Source organism: Vibrio sp. 1078-1, assembly GCF_033340475.1.
In genome coordinates this window covers 181,017-205,745 of record NZ_JAWOWM010000008.1, presented here as the reverse complement: position 1 = coordinate 205,745, position 24,729 = coordinate 181,017, and the positions used below count along the sequence as shown (strand labels likewise).

17 protein-coding genes are annotated in these 24,729 nt (G+C 45.7%); 10 read left to right on the top strand and 7 right to left on the bottom strand.

The window, feature by feature from the left end:
* Nucleotides 1–2: 2 nt before the first annotated feature.
* From folK to sfsA, 5 genes are all read right to left on the bottom strand, one after another.
* The gene (gene folK / locus R7190_RS16405) at nucleotides 3–488 is read right to left on the bottom strand and encodes a 2-amino-4-hydroxy-6-hydroxymethyldihydropteridine diphosphokinase (RefSeq protein ID WP_005380007.1); all 486 of its coding nucleotides are present in this window, start codon (nucleotides 486–488) and stop codon (nucleotides 3–5) included.
* Nucleotides 485–1,852, bottom strand: a complete 1,368-nt coding sequence (gene pcnB / locus R7190_RS16400) for a polynucleotide adenylyltransferase PcnB (RefSeq protein ID WP_005386589.1) — start codon at nucleotides 1,850–1,852, stop codon at nucleotides 485–487. Before pcnB ends, folK begins: the two co-directional genes overlap by 4 nt.
* Nucleotides 1,853–1,954: 102 nt before the next feature.
* Nucleotides 1,955–2,818: a tRNA glutamyl-Q(34) synthetase GluQRS gene (gene gluQRS, locus R7190_RS16395; RefSeq protein ID WP_149192419.1), complete on the bottom strand. Its 864-nt coding sequence runs from the start codon at nucleotides 2,816–2,818 to the stop codon at nucleotides 1,955–1,957.
* A 95-nt stretch (nucleotides 2,819–2,913) separates the two neighbouring features.
* On the bottom strand, nucleotides 2,914–3,360 hold the full coding sequence (gene dksA / locus R7190_RS16390; RefSeq protein WP_005386584.1) for an RNA polymerase-binding protein DksA: 447 nt from the start codon (nucleotides 3,358–3,360) through the stop codon (nucleotides 2,914–2,916).
* Nucleotides 3,361–3,496: 136 nt separating this feature from the next.
* The gene (sfsA, locus tag R7190_RS16385) at nucleotides 3,497–4,213 is read right to left on the bottom strand and encodes a DNA/RNA nuclease SfsA (RefSeq protein WP_005380023.1); all 717 of its coding nucleotides are present in this window, start codon (nucleotides 4,211–4,213) and stop codon (nucleotides 3,497–3,499) included.
* Between the two features lie 66 nt (nucleotides 4,214–4,279).
* Here sfsA and hrpB point away from each other — a divergent pair, with 66 nt between their 5' ends.
* From hrpB to R7190_RS16335, 10 genes are all read left to right on the top strand, one after another.
* Entirely contained in the window at nucleotides 4,280–6,748 is a 2,469-nt protein-coding gene (hrpB, locus tag R7190_RS16380) for an ATP-dependent helicase HrpB (RefSeq protein WP_186584666.1), read from the top strand.
* The gene (gene mrcB / locus R7190_RS16375; RefSeq protein WP_005380020.1) at nucleotides 6,741–9,113 is read left to right on the top strand and encodes a penicillin-binding protein 1B; all 2,373 of its coding nucleotides are present in this window, start codon (nucleotides 6,741–6,743) and stop codon (nucleotides 9,111–9,113) included. The genes hrpB and mrcB overlap by 8 nt, the downstream gene beginning before the upstream one ends.
* Nucleotides 9,114–9,235: 122 nt before the next feature.
* Nucleotides 9,236–11,566, top strand: a complete 2,331-nt coding sequence (locus R7190_RS16370) for a patatin-like phospholipase family protein (RefSeq protein ID WP_047102650.1) — start codon at nucleotides 9,236–9,238, stop codon at nucleotides 11,564–11,566.
* 268 nt (nucleotides 11,567–11,834) lie between these two features.
* A complete protein-coding gene (gene acnB / locus R7190_RS16365; RefSeq protein WP_064368754.1) occupies nucleotides 11,835–14,432 on the top strand; it encodes a bifunctional aconitate hydratase 2/2-methylisocitrate dehydratase in 2,598 nt (865 codons plus the stop codon).
* Nucleotides 14,433–14,531: 99 nt separating this feature from the next.
* On the top strand, nucleotides 14,532–14,900 hold the full coding sequence (locus R7190_RS16360) for a YacL family protein (protein ID WP_182016242.1): 369 nt from the start codon (nucleotides 14,532–14,534) through the stop codon (nucleotides 14,898–14,900).
* A 188-nt stretch (nucleotides 14,901–15,088) separates the two neighbouring features.
* A complete protein-coding gene (locus R7190_RS16355; RefSeq protein WP_005386570.1) occupies nucleotides 15,089–15,427 on the top strand; it encodes a P-II family nitrogen regulator in 339 nt (112 codons plus the stop codon).
* 27 nt (nucleotides 15,428–15,454) lie between these two features.
* Nucleotides 15,455–16,684, top strand: coding sequence for an ammonium transporter (locus R7190_RS16350; protein ID WP_047102648.1), 1,230 nt, complete (start codon nucleotides 15,455–15,457; stop codon nucleotides 16,682–16,684).
* Between the two features lie 152 nt (nucleotides 16,685–16,836).
* The gene (locus R7190_RS16345; protein ID WP_005386566.1) at nucleotides 16,837–17,850 is read left to right on the top strand and encodes a Fe(3+) ABC transporter substrate-binding protein; all 1,014 of its coding nucleotides are present in this window, start codon (nucleotides 16,837–16,839) and stop codon (nucleotides 17,848–17,850) included.
* Between the two features lie 99 nt (nucleotides 17,851–17,949).
* On the top strand, nucleotides 17,950–19,575 hold the full coding sequence (locus R7190_RS16340; RefSeq protein ID WP_005386564.1) for an ABC transporter permease: 1,626 nt from the start codon (nucleotides 17,950–17,952) through the stop codon (nucleotides 19,573–19,575).
* Nucleotides 19,575–20,606 (top strand): ABC transporter ATP-binding protein, encoded by a 1,032-nt coding sequence (locus R7190_RS16335; RefSeq protein ID WP_064354280.1) that lies wholly within the window; start codon nucleotides 19,575–19,577, stop codon nucleotides 20,604–20,606. Before R7190_RS16340 ends, R7190_RS16335 begins: the two co-directional genes overlap by 1 nt.
* 158 nt (nucleotides 20,607–20,764) lie before the next feature.
* Here the strand turns inward: R7190_RS16335 and R7190_RS16330 are convergent, their stop codons facing one another.
* Together R7190_RS16330 and R7190_RS16325 are read right to left on the bottom strand one after the other, a co-directional pair.
* Entirely contained in the window at nucleotides 20,765–22,177 is a 1,413-nt protein-coding gene (locus R7190_RS16330; RefSeq protein ID WP_186584667.1) for a phosphoglucomutase/phosphomannomutase family protein, read from the bottom strand.
* 125 nt (nucleotides 22,178–22,302) lie between these two features.
* The gene (locus R7190_RS16325) at nucleotides 22,303–24,711 is read right to left on the bottom strand and encodes a GH36-type glycosyl hydrolase domain-containing protein (protein ID WP_186584668.1); all 2,409 of its coding nucleotides are present in this window, start codon (nucleotides 24,709–24,711) and stop codon (nucleotides 22,303–22,305) included.
* Nucleotides 24,712–24,729 lie beyond the last annotated feature (18 nt).

The following is a 24,729-nucleotide window of genomic DNA, read 5'->3' as shown; positions in this document are numbered from 1 at the left end:
GGCTATGACTGCCAGATACTGAGGCCGTTTCTATCTACTTGTTCCAGTAGTTTAGAGACCTCGGTCCCATCAGGGAGTTGTAAACTTGGTGCAATTTCCGCAAGAGGGTAGAGTACGAATTCACGCTCTTTCATTCCATAATGAGGAACGATCAGCCTCTCGGAATTAATCACCTCATTGCCATAAAGCACAATGTCGAGGTCCAAGGTTCTTGGTCCCCAGCGTTCGTCTTTACGGACACGCCCTTGTTCTTGCTCTATAGCTTGTGTGCAATTGAGCAATTCAATAGGCGTCAAACTGGTGTTAATAGACACAACCGCATTGATGTAATCCGGTTGGTTTTGTGGCCCCATTGGCGTGCTGCTGTATAGCGAAGAAGCTTGAACAAACTCTGATTTAGGCAGCGTTTTTAATGCTTCAATCGCTTGCTTCGCTTGGCTGACAGGATCAGCCAAGTTACTGCCTACCGCAATGTACGCTGTAATCATGATTTGGGCTTACTCTTTTTCTTGCGATAAGTTTTACGGCGGCGCTGGCCTGTTTTCGGTGATTGACCGTCTAAGTCGGCAGCCATTGCTTGACGCATTTCTCGGCCTGCATTTTGAAAAGTTTCCCACCACTTGGCAAGCTTCTGAGTGTCACCACCTTCAATTTCACCGCGCATTTCAAGAAAATCAAAGCCAGCTCTAAATTTATTGAGCTCCATAAGACGGAATGCGCGTTTACCGTTACGTCGTGGAAGACGAAGCTGTAACTGCCAAATCTCGCGAATGGTTGCGGTGTGGCGTCTTGGAATGGCAATTGTGCGAACTTGCTCGTCAAGAATGATGTTGCTCGCTTCCATAATGGCGTCGTAATGGCCTAAGTTGCGCTCTTCCATCAGTTCATCGGCTTTCGCACACAGTGGGTACCACAGCATTGCAGCAAACATAAATGCTGGATTGATGCGTTTCCCATCTTCGATGCGCATGTCGGTAGAATCTAGGACAAGATCCAACATCTGCTCAGTGTGAGAGGAGTAATCTTCTGTAAAGTGCGCTGCAATCGTCGGGAATAGTTGCTGGAATAGGTTGTACTCACGCAGTAGGTGGTAGGTTTCTAAGCCATGACCGGATTGCAATAATTTGAGTGACTCTTCAAAAAGACGCGCTGACGGAATGTCACCGAGCAACGGTGCCATGTGTTCGATTGGCGCTGCGGTGTCTTCTTCAATATCAAAGTCTAGTTTTACCGCGAAACGAACCGCACGCAGCATGCGCACAGGGTCTTCACGGTAGCGTGTTTCTGGATCACCAATAAGTCGAATTAGGCGATCTTCTAAATCTTCAATACCACGTGCGTAGTCGTGAATCGAGTAATCTGCGATGTTGTAGTACATCGAGTTAATCGTGAAATCACGGCGCTCAGCATCTTCATCGATGGTGCCGTAGACGTTGTCACGCAGCAGCATACCCTCTTTTGATTGCTGAGAAATGCTCTTATTCTTTTGCTCTTGGTGGTGACCACGGAATGTCGCAACCTCAATGATGTCTCGGCCAAACATAATATGAGCCAAGCGGAAGCGGCGACCAATCAAACGGCAGTTACGAAATAGCTGTTTGATCTGTTCCGGCGTTGCGTTGGTCGCAATGTCAAAATCTTTTGGTTTTTGTCCAAGCAGTAAGTCTCGAACCCCGCCACCCACAAGAAAAGCATCGAAACCAGCACCATTTAGGCGGTACAGTACCTTCAGCGCATTATCACTGATCTGCTTACGCGAAATGTTGTGCTCTTCACGAGTTATTACATTGAGAGCGAGCTCTGGAATTGTGGCAGGTTCGCTTGGTGTATAGTCGTTTGTATTCATGTGCATCTGGCAATAACTGGGTTTAATCCAATCTTGCTTTGGTTAGTTTTATACGCCTCTAGGGCCTAATTTGCGGCTAATGATAGCCTACACAATGCCATTTGAGAATCACGGTGTGATCTCGATCTCTGCTGGAAGCTGTTCCAACCGCCAGTTTTCGCAGCCCCAACGAAGAATATCTTCTATGTTGGCCGCCCTTACGGTTTCAGGTATCTCGAAACCTAAAAATGTCATGGCGCGCAATAGAGTAGGTTTTGGTGTATCTATATCAATAGCCGTCGCGTGATTTTGTTTCGACAATTTATTGCCGTTGTTGTCCATCGCCAATGGTAAATGCAAGTAGCTAACTTCAGGCTGACCAAGTATTTGGTACAGGCTAATTTGACGCCCTGTCGGCTCGATTAAGTCTGCACCTCGCACGACTTCTGTGACGCCTTGGTCGATGTCGTCCAATACTACCGCAAGATTATAAGCAAATAATCCATCTCGACGTTTAATAATGAAATCTTCATTAACGAGTTGCTCTGGAATAGTAATGGTTCCCCGCTTTTGGTCGAGGAAATGAGCGACAGACTTGGTCATTTTTAGGCGAATCGCGCCTTCTTTCAAGTTTTTATCGCGGCAAGTGCCAGGATAAAAACCGCCATGCTCTTTAATTTGCTTACGAGTACATTGGCAATAATAGGCTTCTCCATTTTCGAGCCATTTGTTTATTTGAGCTTGGTAAAGGTCGTGACGTTCGCTCTGGTATACCACTTCTCCATCCCAATGCAGCTGATAGGCCTTGAGTGCCTCTAGGATAAGTTGCGCTGCACCTGGCATTTCTCTTGGTGGGTCTAAGTCCTCAATACGTACTAACCAAGCTCCGTTTTGTGCTTTCGCTTGAAAATAACTGCCAAGAGCGGCAATCAGTGAACCAAAATGCAGTGGACCAGAAGGAGATGGGGCGAATCGACCTACATAGCGTGTCATGCGTGTATCTCGAATTTAGTAAACAAATAGGGTGCGAAGATAGCCAAAACAAAAAGGGAGCCTGAGCTCCCTTCAACAATCATAATGCTGGGTGATTAACCTTGCATTTGCTTCTCTTTGATTTCTGCAAGTGTTTTACAGTCAATACAAAGGTCAGCTGTTGGACGTGCTTCAAGACGGCGAACGCCAATCTCTACGCCACAAGACTCACAGAAGCCAAAATCGTCTTCTTTGATTTTATCCAAAGTCTTTTCAATCTTCTTGATCAAACGGCGTTCGCGGTCACGGTTACGCAGTTCTAGGCTGAACTCCTCCTCTTGAGAGGCGCGGTCAACTGGATCTGGGAAGTTTGCTGCTTCGTCCTGCATGTGGTGAACAGTACGATCCACTTCAGCTCTTAGCTGGTCGCGCCAAGCTGTTAAGATTTTCGTAAAGTGTTCAACCTGCTCTGGTGACATGTACTCTTCACCAGGTTTTTCCTGATATGGCTCCACGCCGGCAATGGCTAGGATGCCTATCGTTTTCTTCTTTGATTCTGGCATACAGCATCTCCTACTTACACCTAGTCAACTGCTACGCAGTCAATTTAAGGCGGGTATCTATAGCAAAAAGAGGCGGTGCAAGCAAATACTGAATCGCAAAGTTATCGTCAATGTGAAGACGACATCATTTTTTCTCTTAATTGATAAAATCAATAGCGGAAATCAGCTTCATTCCAGTATCGCTCAGTTCAGCTTTGTAGCAGAGAACTTCCACTCCAGCGTCTTGTGCTTGTTTGAGTAATAGTGAATATTTCGCGTCTATATGGTGCGCCGCGGATACTTTTTCAATACCTGAATGTAAAACAGTGAATAAAAGTATGGCCCTACTTCCATTTTGTGCCATTTCTGTGAGCTCTCTCAGGTGTTTTTGTCCCCGAGTCGTGACCGCATCTGGGAAGTATCCTTGTCCAGTAGAGTCGGTCTCATCAAGAAGAGTGACGCTTTTCACTTCTATATAGCACTTTGGCTTGTCGTCTGCGCTGAGCAAGATATCAATTCGGCTATTTTCATTACCGTATTTCACCTCAGTTTGAAGTGTGTCATAACCATAAAGCTCTGAAATGACATTATTTTCAATAGCCTCTACGGCTAATTGATTGGCACGCGCGGTGTTGATGCAAATACGGTGGCCTTGTTCGGTCTCACTCAACTCCCAACTATTGGGGTATTTTCGTTTCGGGTTGTCGGAAGTAGAAAACCAAACTTTGTTTCCGGGTGTTGCACAACCCGTCATTGCACCTGTATTTGCGCAGTGGATTGTACGGATTTCACCAGTATCGAGCTCGATATCGGCAAGAAAGCGTTTATAGCGTTTGAGTAGAGTGGCGGACTCTAAAGCGGGTGTGAAATGCATTTGCTTATTTAGACAAAAAATTTTTTATGTACAATGTTGCCATCATTACACCATAAGGTATTTCCTTTGTCACAATTGCCGATTGAAGCCGTGATGCCTGAGTTGCTGACGGCGGTCAAAAATCAACATCAAGTGATCGTAAAAGCGGCGCCTGGTGCCGGTAAGTCGACTTACTTCCCTTTGCAGTTACTTTTAAATCATTCGGTTGCTGGAAAAATCATCATGCTTGAGCCAAGACGACTCGCGGCGCGTAACATTGCCCGTTATCTTGCTGAGCAATTGGGAGAACAAGTTGGTCAACGCGTGGGTTATCGAGTCCGTGGTGAGGCAAAGGTAAGCTCAGCAACGCAGCTGGAGATCGTAACCGAAGGGATCATGACTCGGATGATTCAAACTGACCCTGAACTGGATGGGGTTGATCTACTGATCTTTGATGAGTTTCATGAACGCAGCATTCATGCTGATACCGCTTTGGCATTCAGTTTAGAAGTTCAAGAGGCATTGCGAGACGATCTCAAGCTGGTGGTAATGTCGGCAACGCTTGACCAACAAGCATTACAATCGTTGTTGCCGGAAGCCAGTTACATTGAATCTGAAGGGCGGAGCTTTGATGTGGCAATGCGCTACCAGCCGTTAGGTGTGAACGAGCATTTACCTACGAGTATGGCAAAAACAATAGAAAGTCTTATGAACAAAGAGTCTGGATCTTTGTTAGCTTTCCTACCGGGTGTTGGTGCCATAAAACAAGTTGAAGAGCGGTTGTCTCATTTAGCGGATGATATCGACGTATGCCCACTTTATGGTCAACTGAGTTTTGCAGAACAACAAAAAGCGATTACGCCAGCAGAACAAGGTAAGCGTAAAGTCGTTCTAGCGACCAACATTGCAGAAACTTCACTAACGATTGAAGGCATTCGCCTCGTCGTTGATTCTGGGTTAGAGCGTGTTGCCCGCTTTGATTTGAAAAACGGTTTAACACGCTTAGAGCAAACACGCATTGCACAGTCTTCAGCGATTCAGCGTGCAGGACGAGCGGGACGAATAGAAGAGGGCATTTGTGTTCGTCTTTATTCTGAAAACCAGTTCAAGCAGCAACCGCTGGTTCCCCAACCCGAAATTTTGCATTCCGATTTAGCTAGTTTAGTTATGGAGCTTGCCTTTTGGGGAGCGAGTGATATCCACGATCTAAAGTGGCTTGATGTTCCCGCTAATGCGTCATTGGAACAAGCGAAGCAGCTATTGGTGTCATTGGGACTACTGACGGAAAAAGGGCAATTAACGTCCGAAGGAAAACAGGCGCATGAACTAGGCGTTGAGCCTCGTGCGGCTGCGATGCTAATTAAAGCGCAATCTTACAGTGATAAGATGTTAAATGCTGCTTTGGCGGCGGTCGCACTGATTGAAGAGCCAGAGAGAAATGTTACCAATATCGCTTATAGCTTGCATCGTTGGCTTGTTGGTACTCATCCAAAAAAGTCGATGTTGTTCAAGCGTGCTCAATCTCTGGCGTACAAATTGGATACGGTATTTGACCTGAAAGGCGTGGATGAAGATGCATTACCGCTGGTGTTAAGTTTGGCATTTCCAGATCGCATTGCACAGCAGCGCACAAATCAATTTGGGCGATTTACTTTGGCTAATGGTCATGGTGCAGAATGTCGTCAGGAAGACATGCTAGGTGGCTGTGAGTATTTGGTTGCCGTTGACTTAATGCGTTCTCATTCTAATTCAAGTCAAATTCATTCGGCATGTGAATTGGATGTCAATATATTGCGAACGACCTTTGATACGCTATTTTCGTCTGAAGAAGTAGTGGACTGGGATGAAAAAAGAGGCCGCCTAATAGCTGAGCGACAAACAAAACTCGGTCTGCTGGTCGTTGAACGCGAGCCGTTGCCAAGCCCGGGCAAAGAAAAAATGACACAAGCTTTACTCACGTATGTCCGCCGCCAGGGCTTACAGAGTCTAAACTGGACACCGGCAGCGGAGAGCTTGTTAGCTCGGATTCGTTGTGCGGTGGAATGGTTACCTGAGCAGTCATGGCCAATGTTTGATGAAGTCAGTTTGCTGGATTCATTAGAGGAGTGGTTAGAACCATACATGACGTCTGTCAGTTCGGTTAAAGACCTGAGCAAGATAAACTTGGTCGAAGCGCTTAATGCTCGATTAGGTTGGCCACTCAATCAACAACTGGATGAATGGTTACCTGAGCATTACCAACTGCCCACAGGTTCAAAGAAGCGTATCCGTTACCAATATGGCCATGAGCCGATATTATCGGTGCGTATGCAAGAAGTATTTGGGGAGAGTGGTTCCCCAACGGTGGCTCTTGGCCGCAAGCGTTTGGTGCTTGAACTGCTTTCACCGGCACAACGTCCATTGCAAGTAACGTCGGACTTGGCGGCTTTCTGGAACGGAAGCTACAAAGACGTTCAAAAAGAGATGAAAGGGCGCTACCCAAAACACGTTTGGCCAGATGATCCTGCCAATCATGTAGCAACAACGAAAACAAAAAGACAATTGAATAATGACTGACAGCAAGAAGCCTAGCGCGAAAAAAGCGCCAGCGAAGAAAAGTACAACCAATAAAGGAACCGCAAAACAGACTCGACGTACGCCGAGTAAAAAGCCGACTAACGAGAAACGTTCGTGGTTGAAAGTTCTGTGGTCGTTTAGCTGGAAAGCTGGCGTTGCACTTGCCGCTGTTTTGCTGTTTGTTGGGATTTACTTAGATAGTGTGGTGAAAGAACGCTTTGAAGGTCAGCTGTTTGAGCTGCCAACGGTGGTTTATGCCCGTATCTTGAATCTAAGCCCTGGTGAGAATATCACCATCCAAGAACTGCGCAACGAGCTAGATGTGTTGAATTACCGTAAAGTGAGTCAACCTCGTTACCCAGGCGAATATTCCTCTTCTTCCACTCGGATTGAATTGATTCGTCGTCCATTCGAGTTTGCCGATGGTCCCGAGCCGGATCGTCACATTATGCTGCATTTCTCTGATTCCGGCTTGCAACGTATTCAGTCTTTAGAATCTCGAGGAGACCTTGGTTACTTGCGCCTAGAACCGAAGATGTTGGGCATGCTGGAGAAAGACCGTGATGAACAGCGCCTTTTCTTACGTCGTGATCAGTTCCCTGAAATTTTGGTGGATGCACTGCTTGCGACCGAAGACCGGGATTTTTATCAACATGACGGGGTGTCACCGCTCGCGATTGCACGTGCATTGGTTGCGAACATTAAGGCGGGTCGTACTGTTCAAGGTGGTAGTACGCTGACTCAGCAATTGGCAAAAAACCTGTTTTTGACTCGTGATAAAACACTGTGGCGTAAAGTTCGAGAAGCGTATATCGCGCTAATTTTGGATTACCGTTACAGCAAAGATCGTATCTTAGAAGCCTACCTAAACGAAGTGTACCTAGGTCAAAGTGGAGGTGAAGCGATCCACGGGTTTGGCTTGGCGTCGCGTTATTATTTTGGGCAGCCAATTCAGGAGTTGCGAATCGATCAATTGGCGATGTTAGTTGGGATGGTAAAAGGACCGTCTTACTACAACCCAATTCGTTACCCTGAGAGAACGAAAGAGCGTCGTGATCTCGTTCTGCGCCTGTTAATGCAGCAAAACATGTTGACTTCAGAGCAGTATGAACAAGCTGTAAGTCGTCCACTCGATACGCAAAGCAAGCCACGTATTGCGAGCCGTCAGCCAGCTTATTTCCAACAATTGAGCATTGAATTAAAAGAAAAAGTTGGGGAGCGATTTAAAGCAGAGACCGGACTGCGCGTGTTTACGTCTCTGGACCCAGTATCGCAAAGCAAAATGGAACAAGCTATCGCGAAAAAGATCCCAGAACTAGCTAAACGGGGTGGTAAAGAGTTAGAAGCCGCTGCTGTGGCCGTTGATCGCCATAGTGGTGAAATCCGTGCGATGGTTGGTGGTAAACGTGTCGGTTATGAAGGCTTTAACCGCGCGCTCAATGCCAGTCGTCCAATTGGTTCTTTAGTGAAACCAGCGATTTACTTAACGGCTCTAGAACAACCGGATAAATACAACCTAGGCACGACGCTACACGACACGCCGTTAAGTCTGAAGAGCAGTAAAGGTAACGTGTGGACGCCGCGCAACTACGATAGAAAATATCGTGGTGATGTGCCACTTTACATTGCTTTAGCGAAATCACTTAACGTACCAACCGTGCGCTTAGGTATGGCACTTGGCATTCCTGAAGTGTCCAATACTTTAGAGCGTTTGGGCGTGAACAAAGACGAAATTCGCCCAGTGCCTTCGATGTTTTTGGGTTCGTTTTCTTTGACGCCATTCGAAGTTGCACAGATGTATCAGACTCTGACGAATTCAGGTAAGCGTGCAAAACTGACCGCTCTGCGCTCAGTCATGGATATGGAAGGTAATGTGCTGTATCAATCCTTGCCTCGTTCATCAAGAGCCGTGGATGAACAAGCTGCATGGCTAACGACCTACGCGATGAAACAAGGGGTTGCTCAAGGCACTGGCCGCTTCTTACAAAGCCAGTTTGGTTGGGCTGCATTGGCAGGAAAAACGGGTACCAGTAATGACAACCGCGATAGTTGGTTTGTCGGTGTAGATGGTCGTGAGGTGACGACAATTTGGCTAGGCCGCGACGATAATAAACCCGTGAATCTAACGGGGTCGAGTGGTGCATTACGAGTGTACGCAGAGTACTTGAAGCAGCGTATTCCTGAGCGCTTAGAGCTCCCATGGCCAAGAGAAATCACCACATTAGGGTTCAAGCCTACATCTGATGGAGGTTTAGAAATGAACTGCCGTAGTGATTACAAACTGCCGGTTTGGGATAAAACCGGTCAGATAAAGCAACAGTGTGAGAAGAAATCAAACTGGTTAAATAGCATATTTGATTGGTAGCATCGCCAAATCAACAACATTAGCTTGTTTATCTGATTAATTCTTAGTACATATTAGGGCGTGTTAGTACAGTACTGCTAGCACGCCCTACTTGATCAGATATTCAATAAAGGAAGAAGTGAATGTTCAAAAAGCTGTTATCAAGCCCATCGGTTCGCAACTTTGCGCTTTGGGTTAGTACCTTTTTGATGATCACTCCTTCTGTTTCCCTCGCAAACTCTCTAACAAAAACGGATGACTTGGAACCTCGACCAAAGGTGGCGGTTGTGCTTGCTGGTGGCGGAGCGAAAGGGGCGGCACACATTGGAGTTTTAAAAGCATTGGAAGAAATGCAGATTCCTGTGGATATTGTGACCGGTACCAGTATGGGCGCCTATGTGGGTGGGCTTTATGCCACGGGGATGAGTGCTGATGAAATCGAGAGTTTTATCTACACCGTCGATTGGGGCAGCGGTTATCGAGATCGTGTTGACCGTAGCCAACGTAGAGTTCGTGACAAAGAGTATGAAGACCGCTATCAAATTAATACCGACCTCGGCTTAAGATTCGGTGAGGTACGAGCACCAACGGGTGTGGTGCAAGGCCAGAACATGTTGCGAGTATTGCGTGAGACTACAGGGAACTTAGGGCGATTCGATTCTTTTGATGATCTTGCCATTCCCTATCGTTCTGTTGCGACAGATATTCTTGCCCTAGAAGAAGTCGTACTGGGCAATGGTTACCTTGTTGATGCAATGATGGCTAGCATGTCTGTACCAGGAGCGCTTCCTCCTTATAAGCTCAATGGCCATATGCTTGTTGATGGCGGCGTCGTCAATAACATGCCTGTCGATGTGGCTCGCGCCATGGGGGCTGATGTCGTTATTGCCGTCGATATTAGCACCGATTACAAAACCGAAGATGAATTTACGGGGCTGTTTACTGTCGCGGACCAACTCTCTAACTATCTCGTTCGTCGTAGTACACAACAGCAAGTGGACGAGCTTGAACCTCAAGATATCTATATTCGTCCCAATGTGGGCACCATGGAAACCGTCGAGTTCGACAAAATGCCTTGGGCTTTTCAAGCTGGGTACGATATTACCAAGCAATTAAAAGACAAGCTGAAAGAGTTACGCTTGTCCAACGCGGACTATCAAAAATACATCGACCGCAAACAAGAAGTTCGTAAAACTTTGATTTATGGCGATCAGCGTGTGGTTGATGACATTGTGATTGTAAATAACACGCACTACAGCGATGTGTTGTTGACGAATCGTATTGAATTAGAAACCGGACGTCGTATTTCAACGGCCGAAATTGAGAAAGCCGTTGAAAACCTCTACGCGTTAGATCGGTTCGAGCTCATCACTTATCACTTTGAAGAGGTTGATGGTGAGACATTGTTGGTTTTTGATGTTAACGAGAAGTCGTGGGGGCCTAATTATCTCAACTTCCGATTTTTTCTTGAAGATGACTTCGATACAGATAGCCAGTACGGCATAGGGATATCAACCAACTTTACCAACTTGAACTCTCATGGCGCGGAGTTGGCGTTCAACGTAGAAATGGGCACGGATAAGCTGATTGAAGCTGAGTTGTATTCCCCTGTTTTATCTAGCCAAGAACTTTTTGTATCGGGGCGTATTTCCTATGGCAGTGAGAGCCGAAACTTACCTTTAACAGAGCCTCAAGCACCAGATTTAGAGTCAGTAAATGATTTTTTTCCGGTCACTTACGATGATTTTACAACAGAGTTAGCGATAGGTATCCAACCCACATTGTGGCAAGAACTTCGATTTGGCGCTCGCTACTCAACCGGAGATATTGAGCTTTCTACTTTGGCTTCTGCTGGTAAATTGGATTTTGAACGTCGTGGCCTGTTTGCCAATTATCGCCTAGATACACTTGATGATTTCGCATTTCCGACTCGTGGGCTTTTAGTCGATCTCGAATATTTAGTGTCTCATGATCAAAGTCCTCAAGGCGTTAGCCTTTTAGAAACTGACAAAATTATTGAAGATACCGTTTATGAAATCTCTGCACGATTTAAAGGTGCAGTGAGTCATCAGCGTCATACTTTAGTCGGACATGCTGAATATAGTTTTGTAGAGAGTAAAAACTCATCTTTACCGCTTGATCCCAGAGAGTTGGGCGGCTTCTTAAGCCTATCGGGAATCCCAAGAAATAGCCTGATCGGACAGAACTTATTTTTCAGCAGTTTGGTGTACCGATATAAGTGGTTTGATAATGATTTCGGATTGTTTGAAGCTCCAGTCTACCTGGGTGCATCGGTCGAATATGGCGGTGTTTGGTCTGATAATGATCTGAAACTAAACGAAGCGCCGCTTTACAATGCTGGCTCCATCTTCTTTGGTGTTGACTCACCAATAGGACCAATAATGTTGGCATACGGTCGTACCGAGCAAGATTTGGATGCTGTGTATTTGATCGTAGGAACATCGTTTAATTAATCGGGTATGAGAAAGCAAAAACTTGGCATATTTGGTCAAAATTAGCAGAACTTTAGTCGTAAGTTGCTATGTTGGTCAAAATGATAAGATTTTAATTTAAGGTTAAATTTGCTATTATTTTGCCCACAGTTTGGCCTCTACGGCGCTGTTTCTCAATCATAATTGAATGAAAACAAGGGCAATGGAGAGCCAAGTTTCCAAGGATGTTCACTCCTTTACTTTAACAATAGTAATAATAGAGGAGGAACCGCAATGAGAGGAAAAAGTCGTGCTTGAAGCCTACCGTAAACACGTCGAAGAGCGTGCTGCTGAAGGAGTTGTTCCTAAACCGCTAGACGCAGAACAAGTTGCTGGACTTGTAGAACTTCTGAAAAATCCCCCGGAAGGTGAAGAAAAAGTCATTCTTGACCTACTTGAAAACCGTATCCCTCCAGGTGTTGATGAAGCTGCTTATGTAAAAGCGGGTTTCCTAACAGCAGTAGCAAAAGGTGAAGTTAAATCACCATTAGTGAGTCGTGAAAAAGCGGCTGAACTGCTAGGCACTATGCAAGGTGGTTACAACATCGAACCGCTAGTTGAGCTATTGGATGATGAAGCACTGGCAGAGATCGCAGTAAAAGCGCTGTCTCATACGCTGCTAATGTTTGATGCTTTCTATGACGTAGAAGAGAAAGCAAAAGCAGGCAATGCGCATGCACAGAAAGTACTTCAATCATGGGCTGATGCTGAGTGGTTCCTTTCTAAGCCTAAGCTTGAAGAAAAAGTCACTCTAACCGTATTTAAAGTAACAGGTGAAACGAACACGGATGACCTTTCACCTGCACCTGACGCTTGGTCTCGTCCTGATATCCCAGTACACGCACTGGCGATGCTTAAAAACGAGCGTGAAGGAATAAACCCTGATCAACCGGGTACTATTGGCCCGATCAAGCAAATTGAAGAGTTAAAAGACAAAGGTCATCAATTGGTTTACGTTGGTGATGTTGTTGGTACTGGCTCTTCACGTAAATCTGCAACCAACTCAGTGCTTTGGTTTATGGGTGATGATATCCCTTACGTTCCAAACAAACGAGCTGGTGGGTATGTGCTTGGTGGCAAAATTGCCCCTATCTTCTTTAACACAATGGAAGATGCTGGCGCACTACCAATCGAAGTTGACGTAACTAAGCTCAACATGGGCGATGTTATCGATGTTTACCCATATGAAGGTAAAGTTTGCAACCACGAAACTGGTGAGGTTCTAGCTGAGTTCTCGCTAAAAACAGAAGTACTGATTGATGAAGTTCGTGCTGGTGGTCGTATCCCATTGATCATCGGTCGTGGTTTGACAGACAAAGCGCGCCAGTCTCTAGGTCTTGAGCCTTCGGATGTATTCCGTAAACCTGGTGAAATCGCAGATTCTGGCAAGGGTTACACGCTTGCACAGAAAATGGTTGGTAAAGCGTGTGGCGTAGAAGGCATTCGCCCTGGTACCTACTGTGAGCCGAAGATGACGACAGTAGGCTCGCAAGATACTACAGGCCCTATGACTCGTGATGAACTTAAAGACTTGGCGTGTCTCGGCTTCTCTGCTGATCTTGTCATGCAGTCTTTCTGTCACACATCGGCTTATCCAAAACCAGTAGACGTTAACACTCACCATACACTTCCGGACTTTATTATGAACCGCGGTGGTGTATCTCTTCGTCCTGGTGACGGTATTATCCACTCATGGCTGAACCGTATGCTACTACCGGATACTGTCGGTACGGGTGGTGACTCACATACTCGTTTCCCTCTGGGTATTTCATTCCCAGCTGGCTCGGGCTTGGTTGCCTTTGCAGCTGCGACAGGCGTTATGCCGCTAGACATGCCAGAGTCAATCTTGGTTCGTTTTAAAGGTGAAATGCAACCGGGTATTACACTGCGTGATCTTGTTCATGCCATCCCTTACTACGCGATTCAGCAAGGTCTACTAACGGTAGAGAAAGCGGGCAAGATCAACGAATTTTCTGGCCGTATCCTTGAGATTGAAGGCTTAGAAACGCTAACGGTTGAGCAAGCATTTGAGCTTTCTGATGCATCTGCAGAGCGTTCGGCGGCAGGTTGTACTGTGAAATTGTCTCAAGAGTCGATCGAAGAGTACTTAAACTCTAACATCGTGATGCTGAAGTGGATGATCTCTGAAGGCTACGGTGATCGCCGTACTATCGAGCGCCGCATTACTGCAATGCAAGAGTGGCTAGCAAACCCTGAGCTGATGCAAGCAGATAAAGACGCTGAATACGCACATGTGATTGAAATCGATATGGCTGAAATCAATGAGCCAGTACTATGTGCACCGAATGACCCAGATGACGCTCGCTTGTTGTCTGAAGTACAAGGCACAGCGATTGATGAAGTGTTCATCGGTTCTTGTATGACGAACATCGGTCACTTCCGCGCAGCAGGTAAATTGCTTGATAAGTTCAATGGCCAGTTAGCGACGCGCCTTTGGGTAGCGCCACCAACAAAGATGGATAAAGACCAACTGATTGAAGAAGGCTACTACGGTATCTTCGGACGTGCAGGGGTGCGTATTGAAACGCCAGGGTGTTCACTTTGTATGGGTAACCAAGCGCGTGTTGCAGATAAATCAACAGTAATGTCGACTTCAACGCGTAACTTCCCGAACCGTCTGGGTACTGGTGCGAATGTTTACCTGTCGTCAGCTGAGCTAGCTGCAGTAGGTGCAATTCTAGGTAAGATTCCAACCAAAGAAGAATACCTAGAATACGCGAAGCAAATCGACGCTACGGCAACGGATACGTACCGCTACTTGAACTTCCATAAAATGGATCAATACACCAAGAAAGCGGACGAAGTGATCTTCCAAGAACCGGCATAATCAGAAATGCACAATTCAAAAGCACCTCACATGAGGTGCTTTTTTTATGGGAGCAATTCGCTATACTCGCACCAAATTGATACGAAATAGGCAATCTCGGTGGAATTTGAATTCATTCGTAACACGTTGATGGGCGAGTACTACGTAAAATGTAGCATGGGACATGAGATTGTAGGGCGCTGGTTGCAAGAAGAAATTGGCAAAGATCCGATGAAGATTGCACAGGTTGAAAAGCTAATTGAGCGGTCATTTTTAGCGCCTTCTCAGGAGCATAACCTGACAGGCACGGAAATTAGCTTGATGATTCAGGGCGACGAAGTTCTTGTACAAGAAAACGCATTAGCCCATGAATATGATGTCGAGATGGAAAGTGAGTTCGACTTCTACAATGCAGAAAGTACAGCAAGTTGTGGGATAGAGGATTTCATGACACTTATCGAACAATGGAAAGACTTTTTGAACATTTAATGCACAGTTTTGGGTAATTTCTCTGCCGTTGCTTTAAATTTGTGAAAAGGGCGCACCGATATGGTGCGCTCTTTTTGTTTATAGATATGTAAATTGAGGTTAGCTTTTATTATTCAATGACTTAAAAACTTGGCACGTAGATTGGATTATAAGAAGTGTTTCAGGATGAAAGCTTCGGAGATAACTCAATGAAAATAATCAATGCCATTATTAAGCCGTTTAAATTAGACGATGTACGAGAAGCATTGGCTGATGTCGGTATCGAAGGGATGACAGTATCAGAAGTTAAAGGGTTCGGTCGTCAAAAAGGTCACACGGAATTGTATCGCGGTGCAGAGTATCAAGTTGATTTCCTACCAAAGGTGAAAATTGAAATCGCGACTCACGCAGACAATGTAGATCGTGTTGTTGAAGCAATTACAAAAGCTGCGCAAACCGGAAAAATCGGCGACGGTAAAATTTTTGTTTACGATCTGAACCAAGCGGTGCGTATCCGAACTGGCGAAATGGACGCAGAAGCACTTTAAGAATTCAAAGGATTGGAGATACTTATTATGGAATTAGCAACAACAGTAACCGAGTTACGTTACGCACTTGACACCTTTTTCTTCCTCATTTCCGGTGCGTTGGTAATGTGGATGGCAGCAGGCTTTGCGATGCTAGAGGCTGGCCTTGTGCGCTCTAAAAACACAACAGAAATTCTTACGAAGAACATCTGTTTGTACGCCATCGCATGTACGATGTTTCTGATTGTCGGTTATAACATCATGTATGTCGATAATGGAGAAGGAGGCTGGTTACCTTCATTTGGTACGCTAATTGGTACTCAAGGTGAAGGGGCCGACCACTCTTTAGAGTCTGACTTCTTCTTCCAAGTTGTCTTCGTTGCAACTGCCATGTCCGTCGTTTCTGGTGCGGTAGCTGAGCGCATGAAGCTTTGGTCTTTCTTGATTTTCTCTGCGATTTTAACTGCGTTTATCTATCCAATGGAAGGTTACTGGACATGGGGTGGAGGCTTCCTAGCAGAAGCTGGATTTAGTGACTTTGCGGGTTCTGGTATCGTACATATGGCTGGTGCTTCTGCTGCTCTTGCTGGTGTGTTACTGCTTGGCGCGCGTAAGGGTAAGTACGGTAAAAATGGTGAAATCTATCCGATTCCAGGTTCTAACATGCCTTTGGCAACGTTGGGTACTTTTATCCTTTGGTTTGGCTGGTTTGGATTTAACGGTGGCTCTCAGTTGATGGTTTCAGATTTTGAGAATGCTACAGCGGTAGGTCAGATCTTTCTAAACACTAACGCAGCAGCGGCTGCCGGTGCAATTGCGGCGCTATTCGTTTGTAAAACTACTTGGGGTAAAGCCGATTTAACGATGATCCTCAATGGCGCGCTAGCTGGCTTGGTTGCCATCACTGCAGACCCTCTATCGCCATCACCACTGTACGCGGTTGCGATTGGTGCGGTGTCGGGTGCACTAGTAGTATTCAGTATCATTGCTCTAGATAAACTTAAAATTGACGATCCAGTAGGTGCTATCTCAGTTCACGGTGTGTGTGGTTTCTTCGGCCTAATGGTAGTGCCACTGAGCAACGGTGATGCAACGTTTGGTGCACAGCTTTTAGGTGCCGTAGTTATCTTTGCTTGGGTATTTGGTGCCAGCCTAGTTGTGTGGGCAATCTTGAAAGCAACCGTTGGGATTCGCGTTACAGAAGATGAAGAAATGGAAGGTATGGACATGCATGATTGTGGTGTTGGTGCTTACCCAGAGTTTGTTACGGTGAAATAATCATTAGCTTGTAATAAATGGTTACACACTTAACACAATAAAACCTGCTCCGATGAGCAGGTTTTTTAATATTCGTCATTGTCTTCTTATTGAACATACATATAATAACGCAACTGATAAACGTTATCATTAGCATGGTAAAGGATTAAACAATGAAAAAACTGCTAACTCTTTCAGCACTAACTTGCGCTACTCTAGCTCCAACAGCAATGGCTGCTGAAGAAGTGAACGTCTACTCTTACCGTCAACCTTTCCTAGTTGAACCTATGTTCAATGAGTTCACTAAAGAAACTGGCATCAAAGTAAACGTAAAATTTGCTAAAAAAGGCTTAGCAGAAAAGCTAGCTCAAGAAGGTGAGTACAGCCCTGCTGACGTTATTCTTACGACAGACATCAGCCGTCTAGCTGAACTGACAAACAAAGGTTTAGTTCAGAAAGTCGATAGCAAAATCATTGAAGAAAACGTACCTGCTCAATACCAAGATAAAGAGAATGAGTGGTTTGCTCTAACTCTACGTTCTCGTAGCGTTTATTCATCACGTGATCGCGTAGGTAAACTAGGCGCAGATTTCAACTACGCAGACTTAGCTAAGCCAGAGTTCAAAGGTAAAATTTGTACTCGTAGCGGTAAGCACCCGTACAACGTTTCTCTAGTTTCAGCAATGATTGCTCACAATGGCGAAGCAGAAACCAAAGAGTGGTTGGAAGGCGTGAAAGCAAACCTTGCTCGCAAACCACAAGGCAACGACCGTGCACAAGTTAAAGCGATCAAAGAAGGCCTATGTGATGTTTCTCTGGGTAACAGCTACTACCTAGGTAAAATGGTTAACGACAAAGAGCAAAAGGCTTGGGCTGATGCAGTTTACATCAACTTCCCTAACCAAGAGACTACAGGCACTCACGTGAATATCTCTGGTATGGCGATGGCGAAGTACTCTCCAAACAAAGACAATGCTGTGAAGCTAATGGAATTCCTAACGGGTGACAAAGCGCAGCAAATGTACGCAGAAGTTAACTATGAGTACCCAGTTAAAGAAGGCGTGAAGCGTTCTGAGCTTGTGGAATCTTGGGGTGACTTTAAAGCAGACAAGCTTTCTCTAGACGATATTGCAGCCAACCACGAAGCGGCAATTAAGCTATTAGACGAAGTGAAATTTGACCTTTAATTCCTTGTGGGGGTATAACAGTACCCCCATTTGATTAAAGGATATGAGATGTATTTGCAACAGCATTTGTATTTCATACAGCCTTGCAGTAATTAGGCGATGAAAGATAAACACTCTTTATGGAAAACCAGTAGTGGGGTAATAACTCTGCTACTGGTTTTGCCGATCTTAGCGATCTTCTACACCGCGATTGGTGAAACGGATGATTTGTTTGCTCATTTAATGGCAACGGTCATGCCGACTTATATTTTTAACACGGTTGCGCTAACTGTTGGCGTAATGGTGCTGTCCTTAATTCTTGGTATTCCAAGCGCTTGGATAATGGCCATGTGTAAACTGCCGACCGAAAAATGGTTGCAGTGGGCATTGGTACTACCTCTTGCAATGCCAGGTTATATCATTGGTTATATTTTTACTGATTGGTTTGATTTTGCAGGCCCGATTCAGATCTTTTTGCGTGATGTAACCGGATGGGGACCTGGCGAGTATTGGTTCCCTGACATTCGTACGTTGCCTGGTGCGACCTTTGTGTTGGCTTTGGTGTTGTATCCTTACGTGTATTTATTGTGCCGAGCTGCGTTTATGGAGCAAAATGTCTCTTTATTGCAAAGCGCGCGTTTGCTCAAGTGCTCTCCATGGGAAAGTTTTTGGCGCATCTCGATGCCGTTAGTAAGACCCTCTATCGCAGTGGGTTTATCATTGGTCGCAATGGAGACCATTGGTGACTTTGGTACGGTAAGTTACTTCGCGGTGAATACGTTAACCACAGCGGTCTACGATACTTGGTTGGGGTACTCTAATCTTAATGCGGCAGCCAAGATTTCTGCCATGATGCTCGTCATTGTAGTACTGCTTCTTAGTGCCGAACGATACAGCCGCCGTAAACAAAAGCTTTTTCAAAGCCAATTTAACAGTCACGAAGATTTTCGTTACGAGTTGACGGGCTGGAAAAAGTGGACCGCACTAGTTTGGTGCTGGGGCTTGGTTTCGGTCGCGTTTATTTTGCCGCTACTACAGCTGATTGATTATGCGATCACTTATTTTGCACAGAGTTGGACCTCAGAGTTTCGTGAATACGCATGGAATAGCTTAGTTGTGTCTGTTATTGCTGCGATTATTGGTGTTGCTGTCGCACTGATCGTTAACTTTACCCATCGAGTCAATGGTAAACGAGAAAGCTTGGCATTTATGCGTCTTTCTTCTATGGGCTATGCAGTACCAGGAACGGTACTAGCCATCGGTGTGATGGTCGCTGTGCTGTTTATGGATCATCGTGTCAACGACGTTGCTAAAGCCATGGAGTGGGGAAGGCCGGGACTTATCTTTTCTGGTTCCATGTTCGCACTAGTATTTGCCATGGTTGTGCGCTTTTCCGCGGTAGCGATTGGTAGTATCGAAAGTAATTTAAATAAAATTTCTCCGTCGTTAGATATGGCATCGCGCACTATGGGTTGTAAGCCCAATGCCATGCTGTGGCGCGTGCACTTTCCGCTGGTTAAGCGCGGTGCACTGATTGCAGCTTTATTAGTGTTTATCGAGTCGATGAAAGAGCTTAATGCGGCTTTGTTACTTCGTCCGTTTAACTTTGAAACACTAGCCACATACGTTTATAACTTCGCCTCGGATGAGCATTTAGAATTGGCCGCTTTACCAGCGGTCCTGTTGGTTCTTGTTGGGTTGATCCCGCTTGTTGTTGTTAACCGTTCACTGGAGCAAAATCACTGATGAGCTGTGCATTATCAATTAAAAACCTAACGTGCCAATATGACGATCAAACCGTACTCGAATCATTGTCTCTTGAGGTAGAACAAGGGCAGATTGTCTGTTTGCTAGGAGCTAGTGGTTGTGGGAAAACAACACTATTAAAGGCCGTTGCGGGATTATTGCCGTTAACGTCAGGCGAAATGAGTCTAAATTGCGTCACAATTGATGATGGGGAAAACTGGTTGCCGCCAGAACAGCGTAATATAGGGATGATTTTCCAAGATTACGCACTTTTTCCTCACTTGACGGTGGAGCAAAACATTGCCTTTGGCTTAAAGCAGTACTCGACAAAAGAGAAAAATGCCAAAGTTCAAGAAATGTTAGAACTCGTGCATCTTCAAGGTTATGGCGATCGTTATCCTCATCAATTGTCTGGTGGACAGCAGCAGCGTGTTGCGATTGCTCGCTCATTAGCTTACAGCCCAGACTTATTGTTACTTGATGAACCGTTTTCTAATATTGATACGCAAGTTCGCCATGAGTTGATAAGTGAGATCCGTAAGATTTTTAAGGCGCAAGGCGTGACTGCCATTTTTGTTACGCATAGCCGTGAAGAGGCTTTTGCTTTCGCCGATAAAATGGCAGTGATGAACAATGGAGTCATCGAGCAATATGGCACAGCATCTGAGCTTTACTACCAGCCTTCAAGTAAATTTGTCGCTGATTTCTTAGGGGGTGGCAGTTACCTTGCTGCTAAACGGGTTTCGAATTCAGAATATGAAACCCACTTGGGCGTGGTTGAAGCCACGGCTCAACAAGATATTCCAGTACAGGCGGAGTGCTCTTTACTGCTAAGACCGCAGCATGTGCAAATTCAATCCGATGAAGATAGTTCGGTAACCGTATTGGAACAGCATTTTATGGGTGATCACTGCCGTTATGTGATTAACGCGAATGGTGACCGTTTGTTAGCTACAGCTTCGCAAGCATTAAATATAGGTGAGTCCGTCGCGGTGAAAATTGAAACTCAAGGCGTCCTGGCATTTGCTTAACGCTCCTGAGTATCTTTTCTATCTCGTTTACGACTTTCCAACATACAATAAAAAAGCCCGGCTGTGGAGCCGGGCAAGTGCTCTTCTCCTTTTTGATGAGCGCCTTTTCAGACAGCGTCGACTCTCATCATAGTGCGCGAAGCGGGCACAAGGTTCAGTTATAAAGACAAGAAGTCTTTAAACTGTTGAAGAACACGTTCCGCAGTGTCCTTATCTTGCATCTCTGCAAAAATTCGTAGCAGTGGCTCAGTGCCAGAGAAGCGAGCGATGATCCAACCGCCGTTTTTGAAGTAGACTTTCGCGCCATCTTCATAGCTGACTTTTTCGATTTCAAACTCAAACTCAGGCAACTGCTTTTCAACATAAATCTTGTTGAACAGTACGTCTTTTTGCGCTGGTTTGAACTTGCAATCGCCTTCTGCCATGTAGGCATAGCCGTACTTGCCGTAGATTTCATCTAGCAACTCAGACAGCTTCTTGCCGGTTACTGAAATCATTTCTACCAATAGACTTGATGCGAATACGCCGTCTTTACCTTTGATGTGGCCGCGAATGGTTAGGCCGCCAGAGCTTTCCCCGCCAATCAGTGAGTCATCCGCTTCCATTTTGGAACTGATGTGCTTAAAGCCTACAGGAACCTCAAAGCATTTTTCGCCATGATCTTCGGCGACTTTATCGAGAAGGTGTGTGGTTGCGATGTTACGTACCACGGAGCCTTTCCAGCCTTTGTATTCAAGTAGGTAGTAGTAAAGCAGCAGTAGCACTTCATTTGGATGAATGAAGTTACCTTTTTCGTCGATAATGCCAAGACGGTCCGCATCGCCATCAGTACCGATGCCAATATCGTAACCTTGCTCTTTCACTAGGTGCATCAAACGGTAGAGTGTTGCAGCGCTTGGCGAAGGCATTAACCCACCGAAGTCTGGGTTTTTGCCATCGTTAATCACATCAACGTCACAGCGGCCGTTGATTAATACGGTTTGCAGTGCGTTTTTCGCGACACCAAACATTGGGTCGATCAAAACACGTAAATTCGCTTTCTTGATCGCTCCTATGTCGATAAAGTCGATGATTGAGTCAACGAATTCGTTCATCGGGTTGATGATTTCAATCAGCTTATCTTCAACCGCTTGTTCAAAGTCGACGCTTTTTACATCTTGCACGGTGAGCGCGTCTATTTGTGATTCGATTTTTTGGGTGATGATTTCATCTGCGTCACGACCGCCTTCAATGAAGACTTTAATGCCGTTGTAATCGGCAGGGTTGTGTGATGCGGTAATACATGCCGAGTATGCGCAGCCCATTTCTTTCGCTTTAAACATTACGATAGGTGTTGGGACAAATTTGTCGATAAAGCTAACCACAATGCCGTTTGCTGCTAGAACCTCAGCGAACCAACGACCTGCTTTATCGGAAAGAAAACGACGGTCATAGCCAATCACAAAACCGCGATCAGCAACCGATTCGTTATTCGTGATGTTTGCAACTGCTTGAGCGACCAAACGTACATTATCTTTGGTGAACTCCTCACCGATAAATGCACGCCAACCGCCTGTACCAAATTTGATCATGATTCGATCCTCGATAAGAGCGGTATCCCACCGCCTCTTAAATCTTTGCTAGCGAACCGATGCACTTCTCAAACTCAAGTGCATCGGATAAATCAAAAGGGGAAAAGCTCTCCCCCAAAAGATGATTAACCTAGAGTAACGATAACTTCGTTTACTGAACCTTCCGCTTGAACTGGGACAGAGGCACCATTCACTGCTTCACCGTTCACAGTAATCGACTTAACGCCTTTGCTTACTGAGTTTGGGTTAACTACTTTGATGTTGTACGTTGCACCTAGCCATTGACGAGTCACTTCGAAACCAGGCCAGTTCGTTGGGATACATGGATCGATAGTTAGGCCATCGAAGCCTGTACGCACACCAAGGATAAAGTTGGTAACAGCGAAGTAAGCCCAGCCTGACGTACCTGTTAACCATGGGTGGTTTGCACGACCGTGGTCTTGGTGGTCACGACCCATGATGAACTGTACGTATGAGTAAGGTTCTGCAATACGTTTTTCGATGATGTCGTTCTGGTTGTATGGGTTCAGTGCATCGTAGAACTTCATTGCACGATCACCACGACCCAGTTTCGCTTCAGCTACCCAAGCCCATGGATTTGGATGCGAGAAGATCGCACCGTTCTCTTTTACGCCTTGGTAAACACGAGTTACGAAGCCGATATCATCATTCGGTGTTGCAAAAGATGGTGAGTTTAGGTGGAGGCCGTATTCAGAGAATAGGTTCTCATCGACAGCGTCCATCGCTTTTTCGCCGCGCTCTTGAGATACCGCACCAGAAAGTACCGCAAGTGTGTTTGACTCTAGGTGTACACGACCTTCTTTTTGTTGCGCTGTACCGATCTTTTCGCCGTTTTTCGTTAGACCACGGATATACCAGCCGCCTTCTTCGTCCCAAAGGTGTGTTTCACACGCTTCACGCACGTTTGCTGCCATCTCGGTGTATTTTTCAACGTCGGCTTCCTTACCTAGGTATTTCGCTAGGTCGATGAACTCCTGCAGTGCCCAGAAATGTAGGAACGACACCATTGAAGATTCGCCGCCACCTAGGTTCAGACAGTCGTTCCAGTCTGCACGCAGACCTTTACAGATACCGGTTTGACCTACGTATTCAGCCGAGAAGTCTAGCGCGGCTTTCATGTGGTCATAAACCGTTGCATCGCCACCGTCGGCGTAAGGGATCACTTCGTCGAAGAAGCTGTGCTCACCGGTTTCCATCACGTACTTACAGATGGTTGGAACTAGCCATAGGTGATCATCAGAACAGGTGTCTTCGATGCCGTGAATTTTGTCTTCATCAGAAGGTGTTGGAACTACGGTTGGAGATTTAGATGGTTTAACATCAGCTTTTTCTGGATCAAACCAATCTGGATCGAATAGGTGTAGACCGTAGCCCGCTTTTACTTGGCCGCGCAGTAGGTCAACGATACGTTTGCGCGTCATTGCTGGGTTAGCGTGAGGAACTGAGATTGCATCTTGCGCTGTATCGCGGTAACCAAGACCAGTACGGCCTCCCACCTCGATGAATGAAGCAAAGCGAGACCACACCACACACGTTTCTGCTTGGTATAGTGTCCAAGCGTTGATCATGGTATCTAGACCTTCGTTTGGCGATTTCACTTGGAACTTGCCACAACGCTCATCCCAGTGTGCTTTGATACCCGCAAATGCGTTGTCGACTTCTGCAAGGTCTTGGTACTTAGCACGCAGACGCTCACCGTTGCCTTTACCGATACCTAGAATGTAAGCAAAGCGAACCTCTTCACCCGGCTGAATAGTAAATTTCTTATGCAAAGAGCCACAGTGGTTGTAACACGTTTGTGCTGTATTGAAACACTTACCTTGTTCTACCGCTAACGGGTTTGCTTCGTCACGGTATAGGCCTAGGAAGCTGTCACGTTGGCCGTCGTATGAATCTGGATCAAATGTTGAAGCTAGGTAGTAGAAGCCTTCGAAATCGTTGGTGTTGTAGTACAGGTCGTACTCGATCACGCCTTCGTTGTAAGCCGTACCTGCCGAGTACAGAGACATCTGATGGTTTTGGTTATCAGATTGAATGTGGCTGAATGAGAACTCAACAAATGAGAATGCACTGATCGTACGTGGTTTGTCAGAGGTGTTTTTAATCACTACATCCCAGACTTCAGCGTCTTCGCCTTTTGGTATGAACAGAGTTTTTGTTGCGGTAATACCGCTGTATTCACATTTGAACTTAGAGTAAGACAAGCCGTGACGAACTTCGTAGTTTGCTTCGTCTAGGCTCTTCGCAACTGGTTGCCAAGAGATTGACCAGTAATCACCTGTCTCATCATCACGCAAGTAAACGTAGTGTCCTGGGCGATCGAATGTCGCATTTGGACGGAATTTAGTAACACGGTTGTATTCTGGAGAGTTGTAGAACGAGTAGCCACCCGCGTTGTGCGAGATAACCGTACAGAACTTCTCAGTACCTAGGTAGTTGGTCCATGGTGCTGGTACGTCAGGGCGAGTGATGACGTATTCGCGATTCTCGTTATCGAAATAGCCGTATTTCATTTGTGTCTTTCCTTTTTA